We start from the raw sequence: 25546 nt of genomic DNA, 5'->3' as shown, positions 1-25546 counted from the left end.
CATGGATTTAAATTACTTACCTGAGCGAATTAAAGCGCACAAATCGGAACTGATTAATATTGTTACGCCGCCGGTTTGTACCGAGCGAGCCCAAGCATATACACGCGCATACGCCGAAAATGAAGATAAACCTGTGATTATTCAACGCGCTCTGGCACTTAAAGAGCATCTTGAAACTCGTACTATCTGGATTAAAAATGACGAGCTCATTGTTGGTAACCAAGCGAGCAAGTTAAGAGCTGCACCTATATTTCCTGAGTACACCGTTCGTTGGATAGAAGCAGAGATTGACGACTTGGCCGATAGACCCGGAGCTGGTTTCGCGGTTACTGAACAAGATAAAGAAATCATTCATTCACTGACGCCATATTGGCGAGGTAAAACAGTGCAAGATCGCTGTTATGGACTGTTTACGGATGAGCAGCAAGATATCCTCGCAACAACCATCATCAAAGCTGAAGGTAACATGACTTCAGGTGATGCTCACCTTGCGGTTGATAACGAAAAAATTCTCAAAATAGGCATGAATGGACTAATTGCGGAAGTTCGCGAATTAAGATCCCACAATGACATATCGACATTCGAGGGGCTCAGAAAAGAGCAATTCTACAAAGCGACAGAAATCGTGCTTTTAGCGATACAAGAGCATATGGCTAGCTATGCCACACTGGCGGCGGAAATGGCGCAAGCAGAATCGCGTCCAGAACGTAAAGCCGAGCTGGAAGCTATCGCTGAAAACTGTCGTTACGTGGCTTACCACGCTCCACAGAACTTCTGGCAAGCTTTGCAACTGTCTTACTTTGTTCAGCTGATGCTACAGATAGAATCGAACGGACACTCGGTTTCGTTTGGCCGAATGGATCAGTTCCTTAATCGATTCTATGTCGCTGATTTGGAGAGCGGTAAGCTTGAGAAAGGCTTTGCGCTTGAATTGCTACAAAGTTGCTGGCTGAAATTGTTAGAAGTGAACAAGATACGTTCGGGCGCTCACTCTAAAGCGTCAGCGGGTTCACCTCTGTATCAAAATGTCTGCATTGGTGGGCAAAAACTCAATGCGAACGGCGAACCAGAAGATGCTGTTAATCCTCTGTCGTGGGCGATTCTGGAATCTTGTGGCCAGCTTCGTTCAACACAACCTAACTTGAGCGTTCGCTATCACGAGGGGCTAAATCAAGAATTCCTAATGGGCTGTATTGAAGTGATTAAATGCGGTTTTGGAATGCCAGCATTTAATAATGATGAAATTGTCATCCCTGAATTCATTAAGCTGGGGGTAGAGAAAGAAGATGCTTACAACTATGCCTCTATTGGTTGTATAGAGACTGCGGTACCGGGGAAATGGGGCTACCGTTGTACGGGAATGAGCTTTATCAACTTCGCGCGAATTTTGCTTGCGGCATTGAACAAGGGCGAAGATGCGACTTCAGGTAAAACCTTCTTAGCGCACGAAAAATCGCTGGCGGAAGGCAGCTTCGCTAACTTCGATGAAGTGATGGCATCATGGGCAGAGCAAATCCGCTACTACACTCGTAAATCTATCGAAATTGATACCGTTGTGGACACTGTGCTTGAGCAACAAGCTCATGATATTTTCTGTTCGTCGTTGGTCGATAGCTGTTTAGAGCGAGGCAAAACTGTCAAAGAGGGCGGAGCAAAATACGATTGGGTATCGGGGCTGCAAGTGGGTATTGCTAACTTAGGTAATAGCCTTGCTGCGATTAAACACATGGTCTTTGATGACGCTCAGATTTCGCAACCTGAGCTGGCTAAAGCTCTTGCTGATAATTTCGCAAGTTCTGAACAAGAACAGCTACGTCAACGTCTTATCAACTTTGCACCTAAGTATGGTAATGACGATGATTCTGTCGACTCACTACTTGCGCAGGCTTATCAGGTCTACATTGATGAACTCGACAACTTTGTGAATACACGTCATGGACGTGGACCGATTGGTGGTGGTTACTACGCAGGTACTTCAAGTATTTCTGCCAATGTCCCGTTTGGCGCCTCTACGATGGCTACTCCTGATGGCCGCAAAGCTAAAACACCACTGGCGGAAGGGGCTAGCCCTGCTTCTGGCTCAGATAGACTTGGACCAACGGCGGTTTATAATTCTGTCGGTAAGATCCAAGCGAATAAGATTCTAGGTGGAGTACTGCTTAATCAGAAGTTAAGCCCTGCGGCTGTTGAATCTGAGAGCGACAAACTGAAGTTATCAATGCTAATTCGTACCTTCTTTAACCATCACAAAGGCTGGCATGTTCAATACAATATTGTTTCTCGTGAGACTTTATTAGCCGCGAAGAGGAACCCAGAACAATACCGCGATCTGGTTGTTCGAGTCGCAGGTTATTCAGCATTCTTTACGGCATTATCTCCTGATGCGCAGGACGATATCATTGCTCGTACGGAACATGAGTTGTAATTAAACTTTCACTTTGGTTTCAAATGAAAAGGAGAGGCTCTATAATGGAGCCTCTTTTCATTTTAGAGCAGTGTTATGAACGCTAGACAAAATCAAATAGTACAGTTAGTTAATGAGCGTAAACGAATTCAAGTTACTGAACTTGTCGAACTTATTGGTGTGTCTGGCGTTACCATTCGTCAAGATTTGAATTTTCTTGAGCAGGAAGGTTATCTCAAACGTGTTCATGGTGCGGCGACCACTCTGCAAAGTGATGATATTGATAACCGCTTGGAGGTTCATTTCAATATCAAACAATCTCTAGCCAACAAAGCCGCAGATTTGGTTGCGCGTAATGAAACTGTGCTGATCGAAGGTGGAAGCGCAAATGCTTTGTTAGCGAGAACCCTAGCAGAGCGTGGCGACGTTACTATCGTTACCCCGTCCGCCTATATCGCACATCTCATTCGCAATACCTCAGCCAATATCATATTGCTCGGTGGGGTATATCAGCATCAAGGTGAAAGTCTCGTAGGCCCGTTAACCAAGCTGTGTATTGAAAATATCCATTTTAGTACCGCATTTCTAGGCGTTGATGGTTTTCATCAAGATACGGGCTTTACAAGTCGGGATATGATGCGCGCAGATATCGCTTCGACAATATTGGCGAAACAGCGCCGAAATATCATACTGACCGACTCGAGTAAGTTCGGACAGATATACCCTTCGACCATTGGACGTTTTGACCAAATATCTATTCTTCTTACCGATGATAACGCTTCGCAAAGTGACCTTAGTTTTTTAAAACAACAAGGTATTGAGGTTATCCTCGGGTAAGTTCGATACGAAGTTTGCACAAAGTATTGTGTGACATATAGACATGGTGCGTTGTTTTGGTTATACAGATTGAAAAGTAGAATAGTTAAGTCGAGGACAGGATGTTAGAAGCGTTTGGCGTTATTAATATTTGGACGTATTTAGTTGGTCTGACAATGATCATTCTTGCTCCGGGTCCAAACTCTCTTTATGTATTGAAATCAAGCTCGTCACTGGGTGTGAAAGCTGGCTATCAAGCCGCGTCTGGTGTGTTGATCGGCGATGCTGTTTTAATTCTGCTCTCTTATCTGGGGGTCGCTTCACTCATTCAAACTTCTCCAGTTTTGTTCACTATTATTCGCTATCTTGGTGCGGCTTACCTGCTGTATTTAGGTATTAAGATCATCCATCAACTGATGAGCAAAAAAGGTGAAGAGGGGGCAGAAATAGCGCGCCCTAAGAAGAAAGAAAACGTGTTCGCTAAGTCACTCACTTTGAGTTTGACCAACCCAAAAGCGATTCTTTTTTATGTGTCGTTCTTCATCCAGTTTATTGATTACACCTATGAGCACACTTGGGCGTCTTACCTGATTTTGGCAACCATTTTAGAAGTGTTCAGCATTGTGTATTTAAGTGCTCTGATCTTTTTGGGCACATCACTTACTCAACTGTTTAAGAACAACAAAGCCTTAGCGAACCTAGGTAATGGTCTGTTAGGTATGTTCTTTATGGGATTCGCAGCTCGTTTGGCGAGTTTGAGTTAAAAGCCTTTAATTACTTTTCATTAAGCCGATAACGGTAACCAACGCCTCTCACTGACTGGATGATATCGGCCTTATCATCCAACTTTCTTCTCAAAGACCGTATGATGGTATCTACGACGTTACTAGAACCTTCATACTCTATTTTCCATACTTGTTTAAGCAACGTTTTACGAGTAATCACTGTGCCTTGTTGACTGAGTAGGAGTTCTAGAGTGCCGAATTCTAAGGGGGTTAAATCGATACGAGTGTGACTTAGAACTAATTGGCGGGCGTTTCTATCGAACCAGTCAGGGAACTCCAAATTCGTTTGCTCCTGATTGACCTCCTGTATTAATCGTTTCGAAACCCAATCGTCTACAGAGCCTTCTCCCATATCCAGCATTGCTGAATAATAGGATTTATCGTTAATCTGGTAGTCTAAATCCAATACTTGGAACCCAAGTTCTGTCGCGATGAGCGAATAGGGCTGTAGATCGTTCACGGTCAGATAAACTCTTCTCAATTCTGGCCTCATTTCCAAATAAGCTCGTTTTATATCAAGCCAGCATGCAGCCTGTGCACCACATAATGATTCTCCTTCGTTCAATGATAACCAGCGCCTGATAAATAAGCATTGGTTTAGGTTGCAGTTGTTTTTGTCATTAGAGAGATGTTGAGCCCAGAGAGAAGTGATTGGGTCTTGGTTGATTAATTCTAGAGATACATCGCCAGGTTTGATCAGGCAGTAAAATCCTACTGTTTGATTGCTACTGTTTTTAATACAGTGAAAGGTGTTTATTTGTTTCTCCCACCATTGCTGGTAGACCCTATACATCTCTGGAGCTTCGTGTTTTTCAATGATGGCAAATATCGCATCTCGGTTATGTTCATCTGCGGGCTCTACACTGTATTCTCTCTGATCAAATGGTGGGAAAAATGCTGAACGGATAACACTGTTTTCAACCAAGTAAATAATATCTGCGGTATAACGCCAGAGTTGGCTCGGCGACGAATGTCTCATTTCTTCATTTAACAACACACAGGCACGATGTCTATATTGGCAGTAGCGGATTGGGTATTGAGATTTCATATTCGCTGAAATGACGTTTTTTAGTATGTCATGTAAGCTCAGCCCATCTTCTCTATGCTCTACGAATTCTATTTCCGAAAGGGCGTTATAAAGACACGCACCTACATTCTCTTCAACGTTTAACATCGCAGTGAGTAATGGCTCGTATATCCTACGGACAATCGCTGTCGCCTCCAAAGCCTGTTTTAACTGATGGTCTTTTATATCCTCAACAAAATACTGTACCAATGTTTGAACCACATCATTAGGTGGGATTTCATTTAACTTACGCTGAGACTGTTCTAGAACCGCTGAACTTGCAAGTTGAAGGGCTAGTGGGTGTCCATGAGCGAATTGATTGATCCCCATAGCGACTATTTGTGTATGACCAAGAGTCTGTAAGTAGCTAACCGCAGCAGAAAAACTGAGACTGTTAAGTTTCATACAGCGGAATTCACTGTTATCTGGTGGATTAATGACCCATTGTCTATCGGGATGAATTCGACCAGAAAAAATGAGTCTTAGCTGCCCGTGCATATGTGGTACAAATTCTCGCCTGAGCCAAGTTTCAATTAAGTTTAATGATTCAAACTGATCGATAACCAAGATCGTTTTCGGAGCAATTGAGCAACAGATTGAAGAGAGATTATCTTCGCAATTGGTTAACTTACTTAACTTTTTGATGAAGGCTTTAGGCGTTGGTTCTAAATGTTGGCAGTTAATTGTCAGACATTGGTTGGAGTGACGTTTAATGAATTGATTTAATAGCGTAGTCTTGCCCACGCCAGGAATCCCGTATAAACCAATTACGTCAGGGCCATGCTCATCAAATACTTGTTCTAGAAAACTCAACTCGGAAGCACGTGTTGTTTCTACAATAGACCTCACCGTGTTCATCCATTTTGGTGACTTTTACTGTTATTGATAATAGTAGAAATAATTATTATCACACCGAATTCTCATGAAAATCTCATCATAAAGAATGATTCTAGAGGCTATGTTTGATGGGACAGATGAAAGAAACGGGAGGCTATATGAGATTCTTTCAATTATGTTTACTAGCTACGATGAGCGTTTTATTTGGTTGTTCGTCAGGGCAAATGGCTAATAATGAGCTGCTAAAAAGAGCTGAGAGTGCAGCCCCAACAGATATTAGTTCAACTGCAACAATATTGGCTGTAGATGGTACCGTATTAAGGGAGGGTACATCTGACTGGGTATGTTATCCGGGAATTCCACTTATGCCAGGCGATTTGCATCCTATGTGTGTAGATTCTGTATGGCAAGATTTCTTAAAGTCTGCGTCGGAAGGAAAGCCTTTTGTAACTAGTTCAATGGGAATTTCTTACATGTTGCAGGGGGATGCAAATGTGAGCAATGCAAACCCTATGGCAACAGATCCCAACAATGGGGATGTGTGGGTTAAAGAAGGACCACATCTTATGATCGCTGTACCCAAATACTTGCTCAAGGACTTGAGTGAAGACCCTTATAACGGAGGACCTTATGTAATGTGGAAAGATACACCTTACGCACACATTATGGTTCCAATTAAGAACAAGTAGAAAGAGGTATGAGTATGTCGTTATTTGAAAGATTAGGTGGCAGTGAGGCCATAACCAAAATATCTAGTGATATAGTGGACTTACATCTTAGTAACCGTTCTATCTCAAATCGTTTCGCTAAGTCAGATGTGAATAAACTCAAGAAAACTGTTTCGGAATTTTTTATTACTGGTAGTGGAGGGCCAAATGTCTATAAAGGTGCCGATATGCTAGCGGCTCATAAAGGGATGAACATTTCTGCCGTTGAATTCATGGCCGTTCTTGATGATGCTCTAGAAGCGCTACAGAAAAATGGTATAGGTCAACGAGAGCAGGAAGAGGTTTTGTTTATTCTTTATAGTATGCGTTCAGATATTATCTTGGTTTGAGTCGTAAATGAGGGTTATAGATAGGTGGCCACTTTGACCCTCACCCTTCTTCAACCCAATCTATATTTACGGCCAAGCGCGCTTTTTACTGCCCGAGTTCGCTTTAATCAGTTCTATCGCTTTCTTAGACTTGTCTTCAATCGAATCCAAGCTTTTCGCAACGTTAGCCTGAAACTGTTTGGTTAGCGCTACCTGTTCAACATCGGTTTTTGGCGCTGCTGGCGTCTGAAGCTTGTTGATCATTTGTGCCAATTGTTTGTTTTGGCTTTCCAGCGTTTTTACTTTCAGGTTGAGCTCTCTTAAAGCACTGTTTTGTTGTTCAATTTTGGCTTCAATACTGTTGAAGGCTTTGAGAATCTGCCCAACATTTTGCTCAGTCATCAAGTTCTCCGCATTTGGTTAATCTGGTTTTCTTACCACTAGGCAAGCTCTGAAACTTGGCTGCACGAGTGATAAACAGCCGCCAAGTATACAGATAAACCATGTCACTATTAAGTAGGAATGCGCCGATATTTAGATTTCCCGATGCTGATGGTCGGCTTCTCTTTGCTCGGATAGATCACAGCAACAATACCCGCTAAAAATAGCGTGCACGAAATCCACTGAACGGTGGAGAGCGTTTCACCAAAAAACAGATATCCGCTAAGTAAAGCAAACACACTGGTTAACAGGGTTAGCGGTGCAAGCTTCGACATTGGATAGCTGAGTACCATTTTGTTCCAAACCCAGTAACCGAATAGGGTGGTCGGGTAGGCTTGAAACAATACCGAGAACCATGCACTGCCATTCCACTGCTCGTAAGTGGTGATTAGGCCTTCCACTCCATTAATAGCAATGCTCAGTAGAACAAGCGGAATAGGGGCAAACAACATTCCCCAGATGTTAAAGGCGAATGGCGCTTTGGTTCCTGAATGGCGGATAATCACTCCCATCATAGGCCAGCAAATGGCTGCAATAAGAATGAAGACAAACCCCAGCAAGGTGATGTTGCCATTGGTATAGATAATCGACAGAGTTAAACCAATCAGTGCCGCGAGAATCCCAAACCACATTTGTTTGGTGATCACTTCTTTATAAAGCAAAGCGCCTACCGCGATACTGGTTAACACGTCCAGCTGCAGCAAAACCGAGGCCATTCCCGATGAAAGCCCAAAAGCAATGGAGCAATACGCCATACCCCAAATGCCTGTACCGAAGACTAAACCGTAAGCCATTAAGTATTTAATTGGGACGTTAGGCTTTTTGACAAAAAAGATAATGGGAAAAGTCGCCAGTATGAATCGAGCAGCCGCAATTAAAAAAGGATCGAGTTGGTTTACACCGAGTTTGATAGCGGAAAAATTCACGCCCCAAATGACCATAACCCCAATAACGAGTAATAAATGTTTTCCCTGCACAATAAACTCCTAGTGTTCACAATATGGTCAGAGTATTACTTGAGTTACTAAACCAGTACAGATACAATTATTTAAAATTTAATCAGTACAATTTATCGCTATGCAGAAATACAAACAGTTAGCAGAGAAGATCATTGAAGATATTCAGTCCTCCAAACTTAAGCATGGTGACCGTATGCTTTCACTACGTTTGTTTGCCAAACAGCATAATGTGAGTGTTTCTACGGCGGTAAGTTGTTATCAAGATTTAGAACAGAGAGGATGGCTCGAAGCTCGTCCTCAGTCAGGGTTCTTTATCTGTTCACAAACGCCGGTTGTGGCGACGCCATCTTGGCAGCGATTTGCGACTCAGCTCGCGACAAACGTTAGGCCACGCATAAAACCTCAAGTGAAATCGGGGCCACTAGGCATCGCTTGTATTGAGTTGGATGTCACAGAGCAACGCGCCTTGGATAAGAGTTTTCGCCGCGTCATGACGCAATCGCCTTCCAGATTGACACAGTATCCAAATAAACAGGGTGAACCTGTTCTGCGGGAAGCTTTGTGCTCTCACTTCAGTCAGTTGGGATTTGCATTGCGTCCGGATGAACTTGTGATTACTCATGGATGTATGGATGCAGTAAAAACAGCATTGCAGATCTGTGTTAAGGCTGGAGATACCGTTGCAGTCAGCTCTCCGTGCTTTAACGGGTTGTTGGAATTACTTGCTAACTTGGGTTTAAAAGTCATTGAGATTCCATCTGTAGAAGATGGCATCGATCTCGATGCTCTGGAGCGACTGTTTCAAAACAAGCAAGCGCAAGCGGGGCTATTTTGCACCACGCACATGAATCCGCAAGGCATAACCATGTCGGCTAAACAGAAAAAGTGCTTAAGTCTGCTCGCAAGCCAGTATCAAATTCCTGTGATTGAAGATGACGTGTATTTCGAACTGAATCATTCGGATAAATGGCATTTGCCGACGGCTTATTACGATGAAAGTGGCTATGTGATTTGGTGTGGCTCTTTCTCTAAGACTCTTTCACCAAGTTACCGTTTGGGTTGGTGCCGACCAGGTAAGTTCGTTGCAAAATATACTCAACAGTACGAGGGCGTACCCACGCTTATTCAAACAGCGATAGCCGATTTCATTCAAACGGGCGCTTACAGCCGCCATCTCAAGCGAACCAGACAGCAGTTGGCGATCAACAAGCAAGATTACACCCGCTTCTTAGCTCAGCATTTGCCGCAAAACAGCCGCATTACTCAGCCTGATGGCGGTCTGGTACTTTGGCTTCAGGTCGCTGGTTTAAGTTCAGATAAACTCAATGCCGAGGCGATTAAATCAAATATGGATATACGGGTTGGCAGCGTATTTACCGAATCGCAACGCTACGATGATTGTGTTCGGATTAATATTGGGTTTGCTCTGAGCAACGAAATCGAGCGCTTATTGAGAAAGCTTATTGAGCTGATTAATAGCTGTCTGCCGCAGGATTCTTTGCAAGTCGCGATGCTGGAAACGGAACAACTTGCAGCAACAAGCAAACAACAATAAACGCTAAGCCATACCAGCCAATAAGAGTGAATCTTTCTCCGACTAAACTGACGGCAAACAAAGTGGCAACAGCAGGTTCTAGCAGAGTGATCAATGTTGCTGTGCTGGCTTCCAATTGTTTTAGTGCATGGCCAAACAGCAGATAGCCTAAAAACATAGGTATGGTTGCCATATAGATCACCACAGCCGTATGCTTTGCATCGGCAAAAAGGTTGTCACCAGTCACCCACAATGACGGCAGTAATAGTGTGGCAGCCAAACCAAACATACTCGCCATCGCTGATTGAGAACTCACTCCTCGTTCAATCATGCCACGAGCCGCCCATGAATACGTAGCGTAAGTTAACGCGGCGATAAGTCCCAGCCCTATACCGATTAAGTGCAGCAGAGAGGCCTCAGCAGAGTATGAGCTGTCTTGTTTACCCAACGTGAGTAACACGATTCCTATTGCACCCACAATAAAAGAAATCACCCAGTGTAGTGATATTGATTTTTTGCTGATTAGACGCTCAAGAAGAACAGAAAAGAAAGGGGCGCTGGCAATAGAGATTAATGTCCCAATCGCCACGCCTGAAAAACGCATAGATGAATAAAAAGCAAGAGGATAGACAGCCACGGCTGCGCCGCCACATAACAGAAGCTTGTAGTTTCTTACCAGTGTGGCGATATCTTTGGTCAGCTTCTTTCGGGCATTAATCAGCAGCAATAAGCCACCGCCACCCATGGCTGACGCGCCGATGGCAAGAGGGCTAATATCTGGCGCAAAACTGGCGGCGGTTCCGGTTGTTCCCCAGAACACACTCGCTAATACAACGGCGAATATTCCGCTGATATTGGTATTACTCTTCAACATAGCCACTCCATTAACTGACTTAATACGAGTGAAATGGTATGCGTGTTTTCTTAGTTTGTTTGTGCAGATTGGACGCTTGTTTTGGCAGTAAAGACGGAGTTAACGGGTTAGCTTTGAGGGAGGAAAACCAAAATGTTGCGAAAAACGGCGGCTAAAAGCACTGTGGTCGACATAGCCCACTGATTCCGCGACGATTTGAATAGGGTAGTCAGTATGGATAAGCAACGCTTGTGCTTTTTCCATTCGTTTGTGAGTAATGTATTGGGTAACCGTCAAAGCTGTTTGCTCTTTAAACAGTTTTTTTAACTGGGTTGGACTTAAAAAAGCAATCGCTGTCAATTGAGTAATCGAAAGCGGCTGGGCAAGATGGGCTTCGATATATTCTTGAACTTTTCTGATTCTATGGTCGAACTGCTTAAGTATTTGTTGTTCACTAAGCAAAAGCGAGAAAGTGGTTAACATCAGTTGTTCAATTTCTCTATTCACTTGATACTTAAGTTGCTCTTCTATAAAGCTCAAGTAATGCATTAAAGGTGGGCTGATTGAAAAGACGATAGTGTCAGAATCTAAAATGTGCGGTGGCAGATGTTCGAGATCGGCCACAACAAAACGCGCTTCTGTTTCTGCCGCGAAGTAATGCATTTCGTTTGCACGAACAACAACGCACTCTCCAGGTCTTACTGCCCCTTTAAATGCTTCAACCTCAATATTAATGACACCACGAACAGGCAAAACCAACTGATGAAAATCATGGCTATGCCCGTTCTTTTGACGGCTGTATGAGCGAATTGAGAGAGAGTTGGAATTAAGCATTCATCAATTTTCGATATTAAAGATCATCTGACCCTAGCAAAAACGTGAAGACACTATATCCCTAAAGCTGCCCCTGCAACAATGAAGAATGCGACACATACAACGATGGGTAACTTAAGCTGCTTAAGCAGATAGAAGCCAACCAATACCAAGGCAATGTCGGTTGCATTAAACACCGCGCTGGTAAATACCGGTTGGTATAATGCTGCGGCCAGTAAACCAACAACGGAAGCATTTACGCCGTTCAGTGCACCTGAAATGGTGGGGTTATCTGCCAGTGCATGCCAGTTCTTCAACACCGCTAACAGCAGTAAGAAACCGGGTAGGAACACCGCTATAGTCGCTAACAATGCACCCAAAACTGGAGCGGTGGGCATCAAAGCGTAACCTAAATACGTCGCGAAAGTGAACATTGGCCCCGGTACTGCCTGAGCTGCCGCGTAACCCGTTAGAAACGTATCTTGACTAAGCTGATCGCCTACAAGGTTTTGCAGCAACGGCAGAACGACATGTCCGCCACCAAACACTAAACTACCCGCTTGGAAGAAATCACCGAACAACTGAACGCTTGGATGACTCGATAGCACCGAAGTGCCAATCAAAATGGCAACAAACAACAGTAACGGTACATAGCTGGGTTTAAATGAACTTTGTGCTTTGGCTGTGTCACCTTTGATATAGATTGCGCCGATAACAGCCGCCAAAATTAATACCAATAGCTGCGTGGTAATACTTGGAACAACCAGCAGCATGCTTGCTGTGAGAAGGGCTAAACCTGCCGAGAGTTTGGTTGAGCAGAAGTTCTTGTACATTCCCCAAGTTGCATCCGCAACCACAACCACAGCAAGCAGTTTAAGCCCGTGTACGATGTTGTGGAACAGAGCAGTATCGGTGATCTGACTGCTCACTAAAGCAAGAATCAGCATCAGAATGATCGAAGGGGCAGTGAAGCCGATGAATGCTGCTGTAGCTCCGAGTAAACCACCGCGTTTATAGCCAATCGAAAAGCCGACCTGACTAGAACCTGGCCCGGGTAAAAACTGGCTGAGTGCCACTATCTGAGCATATTCGTTGTCGTCTAACCATTTGAGCTTTTCAACGAAGGTTTGGCGAAAATAACCAATGTGAGCCGCTGGGCCGCCGAAGCTAATCCAACCTAACCAGAAGAAGGTTTTGAAGATAGTGAACATGTAAATAAGCTTCCTTTATCGATGTTGCGCCATGAATATCTAAAGCAAGCTACAATTTCAACCTATCTCGTTAATAATTCACAATTATTTAATGTAAAAAGCCATTACCGAATGTGTCAGAAATTCATCTTCTGCTTTGCCCGGTAATGGCTTGGAGTGGTTTATTTTAAGATTGCTTGTTTAAAGTTTGAAATTACCTACCAGCTTGTCGAGCTCAGAGGAGAGTCTTTGCAAATGGGTGCTGGACTGATTGAGTTGTTCTGAAATATCTGTGGTTTCAGAAGTCAGTTGGTTAATCTCTTCCAGATTTCGATTGATATCGACAACAACAGTCGATTGCTCTTCAGTGGCTGTCGCAACCTGAATATTCTGCGCGTTGATATGTTCTATGTGACTGCTGATCTGCCCCAGAGAAGTCGTGGCATTATCGGCAAAGCCGACAACTAAGTTACTTTGATTTCGTCCTTTATCCATAGCGTTAACTGCTCTGCGAGATTCAGTCTGCAACCGGTCAATGATGTTTTGGATCTCTTCTGTTGATTGGGCGGAGCGACTAGCAAGTGTGCGAACTTCGTCGGCCACAACAGCGAAACCACGCCCTTGTTCTCCGGCACGTGCTGCTTCGATTGCTGCATTAAGTGCCAGCAAGTTTGTTTGATCAGAGATGTTGCGAATGGTGTCCAAAGTTAAGCTGATATCGTCGACTTGTTTCGCTAACGACTGAACAATCTCTGTCGCTTCTTCGAGTTCTCTCGACAGTTCACCAATTTGCTCACGCGCCTGACCGACCACATTACGCCCATCGCTGGATTGATGCGTTGCTTCGTTAGCGGCTTCGGCAGCCTGTGAGGCGTTGGCCGCAATTTCATCAACGGTCGCACCTAACTGATGAATCGCAGTAGATACTTGAACGGTGCGATCTCTTTGCGAGGTGCAGTTATGACGAGTATGGTCTGCACGTTCAGAGACGTTGCCAGCCATTTCGGCCAAATCACGTGAATTTCTTGCCACTTGAACCATTGAGGTATGTACCTTCTCAATAAATTGGTTGAAGCTGTTTGCGATATGGGTCAGCTCATCTCGGCCCTCGACTTCGATTCGGGTGTTCAATGCCATATCCTGTGCCGCGTTATTCATGGTTTCACGCAGATAGGTCACTCGTCTGCGAAGATTCAGCACGATGGATGACGAGATAATGAATGAAATCAGCAGGCCAATAATACTGATAACAATCAGTGTATTGCGGTTCGAGGTATAGGTTTCGTGACTGAGTGAATTTTGTACCTCTGCCTGTTGTAACAAGGTATCCAATATGACATTGGCTTCTTTTCTCATTACACCGTAACTTTTGGCGTATTTATCACGGTAGATTTGTTGCGCGCTAGACAGGTCACCTTTGTCCAAAGCATCGAGCATTGGGTTGAGTTCGTCTTTCACTACTACCTCAAATGCATCTGCGAGTTTTTGAACACGCTCTTTAAGCACTAAATCGGACTGAGCTTTAACGGCGTCATCCAAAGCCACTCTCATTTCAGGAATGTCTTCTGTTCTTGCTTCTTTGACGCGTGTAGCAATGCCTTTGGCATCACGAAGGGCGGTTTCCTGTAGCAGCATCATATCTATTCCGACACGCATTCTTGGAATTCTAGACGCCGTTTCTGCCATAGCACGCATTGGTGCTGCTGTGTTTAAGTACATCGCTTCGGTTTTCTTATCGATGGAATCCATTGAATTAAGGCTTTGTAAGCCAACAGTAATTAATGCTAGGCAGGGGATGGTTACAGTAATTAGCAAACGGGTTTTTAAGGTGAAATTATTGATGAGCATAACGTTAAATATCCATGTCTGTTGCTGTTATGGATAAGGACTTTACCAAGTCGCCAATAATTAAAATGGTGGAATTTTAATCGGATGTGAATGTGGACACAGTTTTGCAAGACAACATGTCGAGATTGCGAGGAATTATAGAATTTTCATAAATTTAAATGAGTTTAATTGAAACAGGGTTGACCCCTATGAACTCAAAAACTTGTTCATAGGGGGTGTACGAGGGAAAAGCTAGAGCTTGAAGTTACCGACCAGTTTGTCCAACTGAGAGGAGAGCTGTTGCAGACTATTACTGGATTGATTTAGTTGCATAGCAATATCGGTTGTTTCAGTGGTCAGATGGTTAATTTCTTCAACATTGCGGTTAATGTCTTCGACCACGGTAGATTGCTCTTCCGTTGCCGTCGCCACCTGTATGTTCTGTCCGCTAATTTGGTCTATGTGGCTGTTGATTTGCTCTAAGGCGCTGGTGGCGTTGTCTGCATATTCAACCACTCGGTCACTTTGTTCACGACCTTGCTGCATCGCTTCAACCGCACGTTTGGACTCTGATTGAAGTTTATCGATCACCTGCTGAATTTCTTCTGTGGAATTAGCTGATCGGCTAGCCAAGGTTCTGACTTCGTCAGCAACCACAGCAAAGCCTCGACCTTGGTCGCCAGCTCGCGCGGCCTCAATGGCTGCGTTGAGCGCAAGTAGGTTGGTTTGATCGGAAATATTACGAATCGTATCCAAGGTTGAACTGATGTCGTTCACTTGTTTAGCCAGCGATTCAACGACGTTTGTCGCTTTTTGTAGCTCAAGGGACAAAGCGCCAATTTGATCTCTTGCTTGCATAACGACTTTCTGACCATCACTCGACTGGTGAGTCGCTTCATTTGCTGCATCTGCTGCCTGAGCAGCATTGGCCGCGATTTCACTCACCGTTGCGCCAAGCTCATGAATCGCCGTTGCCACTTGCACTGTTCGGTCGCGTTGAGATGTGCAATTACTTTGAGTATGACGAGCTCGCTCTGATACATCTCTAGCCATTACTGCCAGTTGGCGAGAGTTCTCTGCTACCTGATGAATTGCACTGTGGACTTTTTCCATAAACAAGTTAAAGCTATCGCCAATCTCTGTCAGCTCATCTTTGCCATCCAACTTGATTCGCGTGTTTAATGACATGTCTTGTGCGGCAGTCGTAATGGTATCTCTTAATGTTGATACTCTCTTGCGTAAGCTCATAACAATCGCAGAAGAGATGATAAAGGATATAATAAGACCTGCGCTAATGATGATAATCTGCGTCGTTCTGCCGGAGATATAGCTATCGTGGCTCAGCTTATTTTGTGACTCCGCTTGTGCTAACAAGGTTTCCAATAAGGTGTTGGCATCTTTACGCATCGTGCCGTAGGTCACCGCGTATTTTTCTTTGTATATTTGCTGTGCGGTTGCAGTGTCATCTTTATCAAGAGCTTCAAGAAGTGGGTTTAGCTCAGTACTGACCATTTTTTCAAAATCATTCAGCAAGCGTTGCACTTGCGCTTTTAGCTCTGGGTTTACTTGAGTGCTCACGGCAAGATTAAGCGCATCGCGCATTTCTGGAATATCTTCTTCTCGAGTTTCTTTAACACGAGTTTTTACCCCTTTCGCATCCCGTAGGCTCGTTTCTTGAAGCAGCATCATATCTATACCGACACGCATCCTTGGTATACGGGAAGCGGCTTCGGCTACTGCTCGCATAGGTGCCGCAGTATTAAGGTACATTTCTTGGGTTTTACTGGCCATTACCGACATGGCGTTCAGGCTTGCCAAACCTACAAATATCAATGCCAAGCAGGGGATTGCCACTGTAATAATCAATCTGCTTTTTAGCGTGAGTTTATCAATTAACATTGAGTGAATACCTTCCGTATTTTGATGTTAGACAGCGTTTGAGGCTCATTAAATGCCAGCTAAAAGAATGGCTGGCTAAGAGGTGTAACTAATAAAAAAGTTTATGTATTAATGAATAGCTTAGGCTAAAACGGAAGAACTGCTATGCACAGCAACGAAAATTGATTTGGTATTGTGATAGTCAGCCAGAAGGCAGGAAATTTAGCTTTCAAGTCTCGCTATGACGAGACCTGCCAGTTGTCAGCAAGTGAGGTGTTGGGACGCTAAGATGGTTCGCTTAGGCGAGGTGTTCAACCAATTGCTGCAGTGGCATGGGTCTACCTAAGTAATATCCTTGAGCTTGTTGACAGCCCATTTCTTGCAGGATTTTTAGTTGAGTTTCTGTTTCCACACCTTCGGCGACGAGATTAATACCAAAGCTGTTGGTCATGGCAATGATGGCACTGACAATGGTTTTGGAACGGTCATCGCTATCGACTTCTGAAATATAGCTGCGGTCGATTTTGATTTCATCGACCGTTAAATCTTTAAGCATGGCAAGAGACGTATAACCTGTACCAAAGTCATCGATAGAAATCGCAATACCACATTTCTGGAGTGATGAAATCAATTCAACACTGTTATTTAGGTTGTCCAATGTTGCGGTTTCAGTGATTTCTATGCTGACGAATGGGGCAATGGCTTTCTGAGCTTGGATGTATCGAACCAACTCGTGCATTTCTTCTGAGTCGTTGAACTCAGCTGCCGATACGTTAACGGCAATGGTTTTAATTTTGCTGCCCAACAAGTCTGTTGAACTCAACTCTTTGGCCACTTTGCTGATCACCAACTTTGATATTTCGCCCGTTAAACCATGTTTTTCTGCGAGTGGGATAAACACATCCGGAGCGATAAATCCTTTAGACGGGTGATTCCAACGTACTAATACTTCAACACCATTAACGTTCAACGTCTTCAAATCGTATTTGGGTTGATACACAACGCTGAGAACGTCATTGTCGATGGCATTGCGTAAATCCAACATCATCTGACGGCGTTGTAACGCCTTCTCTGTCAGGGTCTTATCGTGGTACTGGATTGCATTCTTTTTCTCTTTTGCAACATTAAGCGCTTCTGTTGCAGAAACCATTAGCTCTTTGGCGGTGCTGCCATCTTGAGGATAAAGAGCAATGCTGATGCAGCATGTCGACTCAATTCCGTAATCTTTGGAAAGACGGTTATACAGACGTTGGATATCTTGCATGTGTTCGTCCATATCATATTCGCCTGTGATCTTGGCAAAGCTGGCAAACTGATCCGCATGCAAGCGAGAAGCAAATGACCCGGGTAATAAAGCTTGATTTAGTGCTTGGGCCAAATCTTGCAGAAAAGCATCGGCTTTATCAAAACCAATTGCATCATTAATTCTTTTGAAATCATCAATATCAAGGTAGCCAAGAATGAGCTGCTCATTGGGTTTGAGCTGTCTGATGGTCAGGTTCAACGTACGGACGAACATCGTCATACTGTGCAAGCCCGTCAGGCTATCCATATCGTTGGCTTTTTCTAAGGCATTGTTGCCTTTCAGTACCATAGCAAGCAGTAAACCTGCGGTGATAACAACAAAAGCTAAACCTTTGTATGTCTGAGCGACAGCACGCATTTGAGAATTGGGTAAAAGGGTTTCTACCGCAAGATCGGAGAAAAGGATCCATAAGGTAGCGAACAGAGCATACGTAGCGGCAACCTTTACCGCTGAGGTGACTGTACTGTTCATATTCCCTCTCTCCTGGGGTTGTTTATACTTGTAATAAAGTATGTCTAGCACACCATGGATGCTTACGGTTTGTCTAGTCAAATAGCTCAATAACTAGCTTATTATCTTTGATAACAAGATTTGGCTCAGCTGATTTCAATAATGCCTGCTCAACTTTACTGCTGTCCAGTTTGTATACCGGATACTGTGATAATGCAGTGCCGATCATTGAAACGGCTGGTTTCAGTAACTGCTTAATTTCAGGCGTCAACAGTTGGCCTTCTTCATCAAAACGGTCTAGACGCAGAGATTTCAAGAATATTTCGCCTGTCTCTTTGTCATATTCTGGGACTGCGCTGAACTCTAAATCCAGTTCCAGTTTCTTCTCTGGTTGGTTCCAGATTTGTACTTTGGCGGTGGTGTTTGCAAGCACAGACACGCGGTCTGCGTCGGCTCGGCCAATATTCACATCGAGATCGTGAATCGAAACAAAGGCATGCATAACATTTTGAACCCCAACAGATTGCTCGAAACTGACGTTATCATGCAGATACTTAGTCATATCCTGCTCTGTCACGCTATAACTTGCACAACCAGCAAATGTCAGAGCGGCTAAAGGTAAAAGAAGTGATTTTAATGCTTTTTTGATCATGGACTTGGGCTCTTTTTATGCACGATAAAGATAGCTATGGGACATCATAGCGAATCATTTTGTACAACAATATGGGCGTTTTCTGATTCTGCATCATACTGTTTTGGTTATCATAAGAGCAAAGTCTTGTTTGCCGATGGTGTCAAGCTGTTACCTTTAATAAATTCAACAGTTATGAACGAGTTGTACAAACTTGATGGTGACCTGAGCCACATCAAAGGAATTGTGATCAAGGTCGCTATAATTCTCTGCTCATATTGGCTGAGAGAGTAGTGCGGTTTGGGTTTTATAAAAGAGCAGTTTGAACTACTCGCCCCCGGAGGCGATTTAGATTCGATCAAAGCAGCAATTGCAGCTGGTGCAGACGCAGTTTGCTGCGGACTGGATAGATTTAATGCACGTAATCGAGCAACCAATATTACGCTTGATGTCCTTGAGGGTGTCATTGAACTTGCTCATCAACACAGCTGTAAGATCTTTCTCACCCTCAACATTGTTCTGCTTGAAAGTGAAATTCCATCCATTATTCGCTTGTTGACTCAGATTAACGAGACTGAAGTCGATGGCGTTATCGTTCAGGACCTAGGTCTAGCATTTCTCATCAAACACTACTTCCCTCGCTTGGATATGCATGCGTCGACGCAGATGAACACTCACAATGAAGGGCAAATTAAGCTGCTGAGCAAACTCGGCTCTAGCCGTGTGAATTTATCCCGAGAGCTGAATATCGATGAAATCACCCATTTGGCGCAATATGGTCGAGAGCACAATGTATCTATGGAAGTCTTTGTGCATGGCTCTTATTGCATCGGTTTCTCAGGTCTGTGTTATTTCAGCTCGGCACTAAACGGTGCATCCGGTAACCGTGGACGTTGCAGTCAGCCTTGTCGTGATCAGTACCAAACCACTCACGCTGGCAACAATTACCCGCTCAACCTTAAAGACAACTCTGCTTTTGAAGATATGGATGCACTGGCTCGTGCAGGCGTCTATTCGCTGAAAGTGGAAGGGCGAATTAAGAAGTCACATTATGTTTACACTGTGGTTGATAATTGGCGGAAGCAAATTGACCAGTACTGCGAAACGGGCGAAATGCTCAGTGATATGTCTGAGCTTTATACCGTCTTCAATCGTGACTTTACCAATGGCTATCTAAAAGGCGATATCCATCGCGATATGTACATTGATAATCCGAGAAATTTCGCGGCTGCTCATTTTGCTTCTAAAAATGTAACGTCTAATGGTTTGGCATATAAAGAATTTGCCGTAGCGAACGTTACTTCCGTGACTTCACAGGTAAGTCAGACAGTTAAGCCGGATGTATCCTTACAAGATGCTAAGAATTTTATTTATGATCGCAACACCGATGTTATTCGTAAGGTCGACGCGATTACTCAAGCAATGCCAATTACTGCCAATGCTAAGCGGAGCTTGAAGGGAAGCGGCTTTATCGCGAATATTCCACTACCTAAGTTCGATGCTAACGCAAAGTTAAACAGTACTACGAAGCTTTCGGTACTGATCGACAAGGCCAGTGATTTAGATTTAATTGAACAAGCCAGCGAAACAGAGTTTTTCTATCAAATACCGGATGCGCTAGAACTTCAGTACCAAGAAGTCTTGGATGTGTTTACTCGTTATCCAACCCTTATCCCTTATTTCCCTGCGATATTAATTGGTGAGCATTACCAAGCTGCGTGTCGGCTGCTTGAACATATCAAACCGAAATGGTTAATCACCAATAACCTTGGTGTGGCTGAAATAGCGCAAAGCTTGGGTTTACCTTGGGTTGCGGGACCACAGCTCAATATCATTAACTCGCTGTCCTTGCAGTGTATTGAGCAAGAGCTAAAAGGTAATGGTGCGTTTATTTCCAATGAGCTGAGCGCTAACCAGATGAAGCGATTAGTCAGACCTGAAGGCTTTAGATTGTTTTACAGCCTCTATCATCCGATTCATTTGATGACCAGCAGACAGTGTTTGCTCATTCAAAGCATCGGCTGTAAGAAGCAGAGTATGAATAAAGGCTGTATGAAACGCTGTGAGAAAACCGCATCAATCATCAGCTTAAAAGAACAGTCTCATATCATTCACAAGCAGCGCGGCAATCACAATTGCCTATATGGTAACGAGAATTTCCTAAACTTGGATTTATTCGCTGAAGTGCCGAATCTGTTTAGTGACATGATGATTGATCTGCGAGATATCCCAACCCATACCAAACTGGCGGTAGGTAAAGCAGAGTTGATTGAGCTGTTTAAGCAAGCACTAGATGGTGTTGAAGCAGCGCAGCAAACGTTGTCATCAAACATTATAGGCACAACAAACAAGCAGTATTTAAAAGGTTTGAAATAACGTCGGTTAGTCGGTTAGTCGGTTAGGAGAGAAGGGCAAACTTGTAGCGGTTTGCCCATTTCTTTTGGCACTACGATTTTTCCAACACCCGTATCGACATACTCACCGCTGACGTGCGGTTATCGACTTCCAGCTTCTTATAAATCTGCTCAAGATGTTTGTTTACCGTGCGCGGGCTCATATCGAGTATCTGCGCAATCTCCCAATTTGTTTTACCGAAAGAGAGCCAATAGAGAACCTGAGATTCGCGCTTGGTGATGTTAAACACTTCGCGTAGGTCATCTTCGGTTCCTGCTTGTTTAGGAACGTTGACTCGAATCAGAACATGCGTATTGCTGTCATTGCCTGCAAAGGTTGCTTCGAGAGGCGAGTCAAACTGAGTAATGGACAATGGTGCAGAAGTATCACCACTGTTGAGCCATAGAGCGATGTCGGTTTGGATTTGTGACCAAGTATGCGCAATGTCCTGCGTGCTGTCTGAGCGGCGGCTAATGTCGCACAACAGTTCTTGCGCGTGCGGTGTTGCCCATTCCAAATCGCCGTTTTTTGAGACACAGAATATAAATTGCCCAGCGTAATCCAACGCGGCTTGCGCAGATTTAGCCATGCGTGCGTTATGGCTGTGAACGCGAATACGAGCGAGCACTTCAGCCGGAACCACTGGTTTAGTGATGTAATCTACTCCGCCTGCTTCAAACCCTTTGATGACGTGTTTGGAGTCATTTAACCCCGTCATAAAAATGATAGGAATCGCTGGCAAGCGTTCCTTTAACTTCAAGCAGGTATCGAAGCCGTCCAATACGGGCATGACGGCGTCAAGCAAGATGACGTCTGGCTGGATTTTTTCCACTATCGATAGTGCCTGATGACCGTCCAGTGCGACCAGTACGGTAAGGCCTGCTTCATTGAGAGTTGCATTTAACATTCCCAATGATTCAGGAGAGTCATCGACCACTAATACGATGATGTTTTTCGCTGAGAAACCGTTCATGAATCTATTAATCCATTAATATGTTCGACGATGTTTGCGAAGCGGCAATGGTGCGCCTCTTCTCGCATGGTGCTGATAAATTTTGTGCCTTGGTGACCGTTGCTTTCTAAATGATCGAGCAAGTCACTGAATGCGGACATAAACCCGATCTCGGCATAGCTTTTCAGTTTATAAAGCTCGGAATGATTTGGGTAGAAGTCAGCTATTTCTTGATGACTCTCTTTTTCATCGGCTTGATATACCCATTCAATGCCCAACAATTGGCTTAACTTTCCAAGCAGGAGTGACAGTGAAACAGGCTTGGTCAGGTAGCCATTGTGATAACTGTATAGCTGATTGTTGGTTTCTAACTCCTGAATATTGGCTGAGAGCATGAGTATAGGCTGATAGTAGTGCTTTTGACGCAATTTAATCGCCAATTGCCAGCCGTTCACTTGTGGCATGAAGATATCCAGCATGAAAAGGTCGATTGCTTTGCTTTCCGCCAGTTCCAATGCCGCTTGTGCGGAGTTGGCTTGAAGGACGTTAAATCCAAGTGGGCTCAGAATATTGCTGATAAGCGTACGCTGATCATCAATGTCATCTACCACCAGAATGGTTTTCTTCGGTCCTTTATAGCCAGTGACATCAAGGTTAGTTAACTCAGGTTCATTCGAATAGTCATTCACTTCTGACAGCATCATTTTCAAGGTAAAGGTACTGCCTTTGCCTTTTTCGCTGACACACTCAATCTCACCACCCATCAAGTCGGCTAACGCATTAGAGATGGTTAATCCCAACCCTGTGCCGCTGATGTGTTTGGTGTGGTCAGATTGAATACGCTCAAAAGGGCGGAATATCAGTTGCTGCTCGTCTTTTGAAATACCAATACCCGTGTCCTCAACACTGAAGCGTGCGACTTGGTTCCGATACGTTACCGAGAAGTGAACATGCCCAGATTCTGTGTATTTCACTGCATTATTGAGCATATTGATAAGGATCTGCCTTAGTCTTTGCTTATCAGCACTGATAAATACAGGTAAATGACCAGCACAACTGTAGTGGAAGGTGAGCTGCTTTTGCTCTGCCTGCATGCGGAACATTTCGACCAGTTGTTGTAATAAAGAATGCAGGTTAAACGAGTCCCGATGCAGCTCTAGGCGTCCCGCCTCAATTTTCGAAATCTCTAACAGACTTTCCAGTAAATCACCCAGATGCTTGCCGTTTCGTTCCAGTGTTTCGGCATATTGGCGTTTTTTCGGTGTTAATTCTTTATCCTTGCTGAGCAGTTGGGCGTAACCGAGCAGCACGTTGAGTGGTGTTCTCAGTTCATGGCTCAGCCCCGCCAGATAACGGCTTTTCGCATCGTTGGCGTTTTCTGCTTTTTTCTTTGCCCGCTCAAGCTCCAGAGAGGTTTTTTCGTGCGCGGTAATTTCATCAGAAAGCAAATTGGTGTGTGCCTGAAGCTCTTTCATAGCGAGGCTGCTGCTGCTTCTAGCCAATACAAATAGCCAACTGATAATGCCGATTGGGATGAGCAACAGGGCAAACGCTTTAAACAGACTGATAGAGAGCGCATTCATCTTGGTCGGATCTAGGCTTGGTACCTGACTGTATGTCAGTGCCAGAATCGCGCCAATTGTAAGGCTCATTAATATCATCACCATAAAAAATTGGCTGATAGAAGAGGAGAGTTTGTTGATCCATGCGAGCGGTAAATAAGGCTTTAATGCGTGTTTAACCTGTGCGTGAAAGGTGGCTTGCGGGCGGCACTTATCATGGCAACGAACATCGAGAGAGCAGCAAAGTGAGCAGATGTGACCTTGATAGGCAGGGCACATCGCCATGTCTTCTTCTTCGAATGTGTGCTGGCAAACCACACACTCATGTTCGTTATGTCCATGGTGAACAATGATTTCGTCGTGGACTAAGTAGTAGCGACTGCGTGTCGCGAGTGCAATTAATGGCGCAGTGATAAAAGGCAATATGAACGCAAGATATGAGGCGAACGCTTTGAACACATCATTAAACACGCCAAAGTGGGCCGCGAATCCAAACAAGGATGCAATGATCATTGAACCTAAGCCCACAGGGTTTATGTCGTAAAGCTTTGAGCGTTTAAATTCGATGTGTTTGGGGCTAAGACCGAGCGGTTTGTTGATGGCTAAGTCAGCCACTATGCTACCAATCCAAGAGAGCACCAGAACCGAGTAGATTTGCAAAGTTTGCTCAATGAGTTGATAGACGCCAAGTTCCATTAGCAGCAGTGCAATCAATACATTGAAGATCATCCATACCACGCGACCGGGGTGGTGATGGGTTAAACGTGAGAAGAAGTTAGACCAAGCCAGAGAGCCTGCGTAAGCATTGGCAACGTTAATTTTCAGCTGGGAAATGATGACAAACAAACCGGCGCAGATAAGGGCAAGTTTGGTGTTATCCGTCATATAACCGAACACATTTACATACATATGAGCCGGGTCGCCTGCCAGATCTGGCGCAATACCGTGACCGATAGCAAGCCACGCCAAGAAACTGCCTAAGGCAATTTTCAAAGCGCCAAACAGCATCCAACCGGGTCCACCGATGAGCATCGCAGCCCACCAACGCAATTTAGTTGATGGAGTTTGTGCGGGAAGAAAGCGCAGAAAATCGACCTGTTCACCAATTTGCGCCACAACCGAAAGCAGTACTGCCGAGGCTGCACCAAACAACATCCAGTCAAACTCAGGGCTGTGTCCAACTAAGCCACCGTAAGAGAGCCATTGGTCAATTTGACTGTCTGGGTGAGTAAAAACGAAGAACAGGGGAATTAGTTGCATCGCAAGCCAAAGCGGCTGAGACCACATCTGAAATCGTCCGATATTGGAAATACCCAAAGCAACCAGAGGAATCACAATCACGGCGCTGATGATGTATCCCCAAAACAGCGGAATACCAAACAGCAGTTCTATCGCCATCGACATAATGGCGGCTTCGAGGGCAAAAAATATAAAGGTGAACGAAGCGTAGATGAGCGACACTATGGTCGAGCCAATATAGCCAAAGCCCGCACCGCGACTAAGTAGGTCGGCATCAACACCATATTTGGCGGCGTAATAGCAGATAGGTATGCCACTTAAAATGACTACCAGAGAAACACCGACTATTGCCCAAAGCGAGTTGATAACGCCGTAGTTGAGAGTAATAGTGCCGCCGATGGCTTCAAGCACCAGAAACGAAACGATACCCAAAGCGGTATTGGCTATCCAGCCTGCGGACCACTTTCTTGCTCGTTTGGCGGTAAAACGCAGCGCGAAATCTTCCAGTAATTCATTGCCAACCAGTGTGTTATAACGCCTGCGCGTTATCGGAACCTTCTGCATCTCATTGTC

The 25546-nt window shown here is 44.4% G+C and carries 19 protein-coding genes; 7 read left to right on the top strand and 12 right to left on the bottom strand.

The window, feature by feature from the left end:
- Window position 1 precedes the first annotated feature (1 nt).
- The 3 genes from P4S58_RS18925 to leuE all read left to right on the top strand — a co-directional run bounded on the left by P4S58_RS18925 (window position 2) and on the right by leuE (window position 3984).
- Entirely contained in the window at window positions 2-2425 is a 2424-nt protein-coding gene (locus P4S58_RS18925; RefSeq protein ID WP_337165182.1) for a formate C-acetyltransferase/glycerol dehydratase family glycyl radical enzyme, read from the top strand.
- Window positions 2426-2500: 75 nt separating this feature from the next.
- Window positions 2501-3241, top strand: coding sequence for a DeoR/GlpR family DNA-binding transcription regulator (locus P4S58_RS18920; RefSeq protein WP_112403569.1), 741 nt, complete (start codon window positions 2501-2503; stop codon window positions 3239-3241).
- 101 nt (window positions 3242-3342) lie between these two features.
- Window positions 3343-3984 (top strand): leucine efflux protein LeuE, encoded by a 642-nt coding sequence (leuE, locus tag P4S58_RS18915; protein WP_102987346.1) that lies wholly within the window; start codon window positions 3343-3345, stop codon window positions 3982-3984.
- Between the two features lie 10 nt (window positions 3985-3994).
- Here the strand turns inward: leuE and P4S58_RS18910 are convergent, their stop codons facing one another.
- Window positions 3995-5920 carry a winged helix-turn-helix domain-containing protein gene (locus P4S58_RS18910; RefSeq protein WP_414628692.1) on the bottom strand — a complete coding sequence of 642 codons (1926 nt, stop codon included), beginning with the start codon at window positions 5918-5920 and terminating at the stop codon, window positions 3995-3997.
- 116 nt (window positions 5921-6036) lie between these two features.
- Here P4S58_RS18910 and P4S58_RS18905 point away from each other — a divergent pair, with 116 nt between their 5' ends.
- Together P4S58_RS18905 and P4S58_RS18900 are read left to right on the top strand one after the other, a co-directional pair.
- Window positions 6037-6597, top strand: coding sequence for a hypothetical protein (locus P4S58_RS18905; protein WP_255209373.1), 561 nt, complete (start codon window positions 6037-6039; stop codon window positions 6595-6597).
- 14 nt (window positions 6598-6611) lie between these two features.
- Window positions 6612-6965: a group I truncated hemoglobin gene (locus P4S58_RS18900; RefSeq protein ID WP_219725501.1), complete on the top strand. Its 354-nt coding sequence runs from the start codon at window positions 6612-6614 to the stop codon at window positions 6963-6965.
- Between the two features lie 66 nt (window positions 6966-7031).
- Here the strand turns inward: P4S58_RS18900 and P4S58_RS18895 are convergent, their stop codons facing one another.
- Window positions 7032-7346 (bottom strand): hypothetical protein, encoded by a 315-nt coding sequence (locus P4S58_RS18895; protein WP_042482990.1) that lies wholly within the window; start codon window positions 7344-7346, stop codon window positions 7032-7034.
- 110 nt (window positions 7347-7456) lie between these two features.
- A complete protein-coding gene (locus P4S58_RS18890) occupies window positions 7457-8362 on the bottom strand; it encodes an EamA family transporter (RefSeq protein WP_337165175.1) in 906 nt (301 codons plus the stop codon).
- A 100-nt stretch (window positions 8363-8462) separates the two neighbouring features.
- Here P4S58_RS18890 and P4S58_RS18885 point away from each other — a divergent pair, with 100 nt between their 5' ends.
- Window positions 8463-9899 carry an aminotransferase-like domain-containing protein gene (locus P4S58_RS18885; protein ID WP_337165174.1) on the top strand — a complete coding sequence of 479 codons (1437 nt, stop codon included), beginning with the start codon at window positions 8463-8465 and terminating at the stop codon, window positions 9897-9899.
- Here P4S58_RS18885 and P4S58_RS18880 read toward each other — a convergent pair.
- From P4S58_RS18880 to P4S58_RS18850, 7 genes are all read right to left on the bottom strand, one after another.
- Entirely contained in the window at window positions 9817-10752 is a 936-nt protein-coding gene (locus P4S58_RS18880) for a DMT family transporter (protein ID WP_102987342.1), read from the bottom strand. The genes P4S58_RS18885 and P4S58_RS18880 overlap by 83 nt on opposite strands.
- A 99-nt stretch (window positions 10753-10851) precedes the next feature.
- Complete coding sequence (locus P4S58_RS18875; protein ID WP_102987341.1) at window positions 10852-11565, bottom strand: AraC family transcriptional regulator; 714 nt, start codon at window positions 11563-11565, stop codon at window positions 10852-10854.
- A 53-nt stretch (window positions 11566-11618) separates the two neighbouring features.
- On the bottom strand, window positions 11619-12755 hold the full coding sequence (gene chrA / locus P4S58_RS18870; protein WP_337165172.1) for a chromate efflux transporter: 1137 nt from the start codon (window positions 12753-12755) through the stop codon (window positions 11619-11621).
- Window positions 12756-12935: 180 nt separating this feature from the next.
- Window positions 12936-14582 (bottom strand): methyl-accepting chemotaxis protein, encoded by a 1647-nt coding sequence (locus tag P4S58_RS18865; protein WP_102962552.1) that lies wholly within the window; start codon window positions 14580-14582, stop codon window positions 12936-12938.
- 231 nt (window positions 14583-14813) lie between these two features.
- Window positions 14814-16460, bottom strand: coding sequence for a methyl-accepting chemotaxis protein (locus tag P4S58_RS18860; RefSeq protein WP_337165168.1), 1647 nt, complete (start codon window positions 16458-16460; stop codon window positions 14814-14816).
- 277 nt (window positions 16461-16737) lie between these two features.
- The gene (locus P4S58_RS18855; RefSeq protein ID WP_337165167.1) at window positions 16738-18216 is read right to left on the bottom strand and encodes a putative bifunctional diguanylate cyclase/phosphodiesterase; all 1479 of its coding nucleotides are present in this window, start codon (window positions 18214-18216) and stop codon (window positions 16738-16740) included.
- 73 nt (window positions 18217-18289) lie between these two features.
- On the bottom strand, window positions 18290-18847 hold the full coding sequence (locus tag P4S58_RS18850; protein WP_042483011.1) for a DUF1439 domain-containing protein: 558 nt from the start codon (window positions 18845-18847) through the stop codon (window positions 18290-18292).
- 279 nt (window positions 18848-19126) lie between these two features.
- Here P4S58_RS18850 and P4S58_RS18845 point away from each other — a divergent pair, with 279 nt between their 5' ends.
- The gene (locus P4S58_RS18845; protein WP_443089025.1) at window positions 19127-21202 is read left to right on the top strand and encodes a peptidase U32 family protein; all 2076 of its coding nucleotides are present in this window, start codon (window positions 19127-19129) and stop codon (window positions 21200-21202) included.
- Between the two features lie 70 nt (window positions 21203-21272).
- On the opposite strand, the gene P4S58_RS18840 is transcribed toward P4S58_RS18845, so the two are convergent.
- Both P4S58_RS18840 and P4S58_RS18835 read right to left on the bottom strand, forming a co-directional pair.
- Window positions 21273-22193, bottom strand: a complete 921-nt coding sequence (locus P4S58_RS18840; RefSeq protein WP_102968718.1) for a response regulator transcription factor — start codon at window positions 22191-22193, stop codon at window positions 21273-21275.
- Window positions 22190-25537 carry a hybrid sensor histidine kinase/response regulator gene (locus tag P4S58_RS18835; protein ID WP_337165166.1) on the bottom strand — a complete coding sequence of 1116 codons (3348 nt, stop codon included), beginning with the start codon at window positions 25535-25537 and terminating at the stop codon, window positions 22190-22192. The genes P4S58_RS18840 and P4S58_RS18835 overlap by 4 nt, the downstream gene beginning before the upstream one ends.
- Window positions 25538-25546: the final 9 nt, after the last annotated feature.

It is taken from the genome of Vibrio sp. Hal054, assembly GCF_037162405.1.
Classification (GTDB): Bacteria; Pseudomonadota; Gammaproteobacteria; order Enterobacterales; family Vibrionaceae; genus Vibrio; species Vibrio diazotrophicus.
This window is presented reverse-complemented; position numbering and strand designations above follow the sequence as displayed.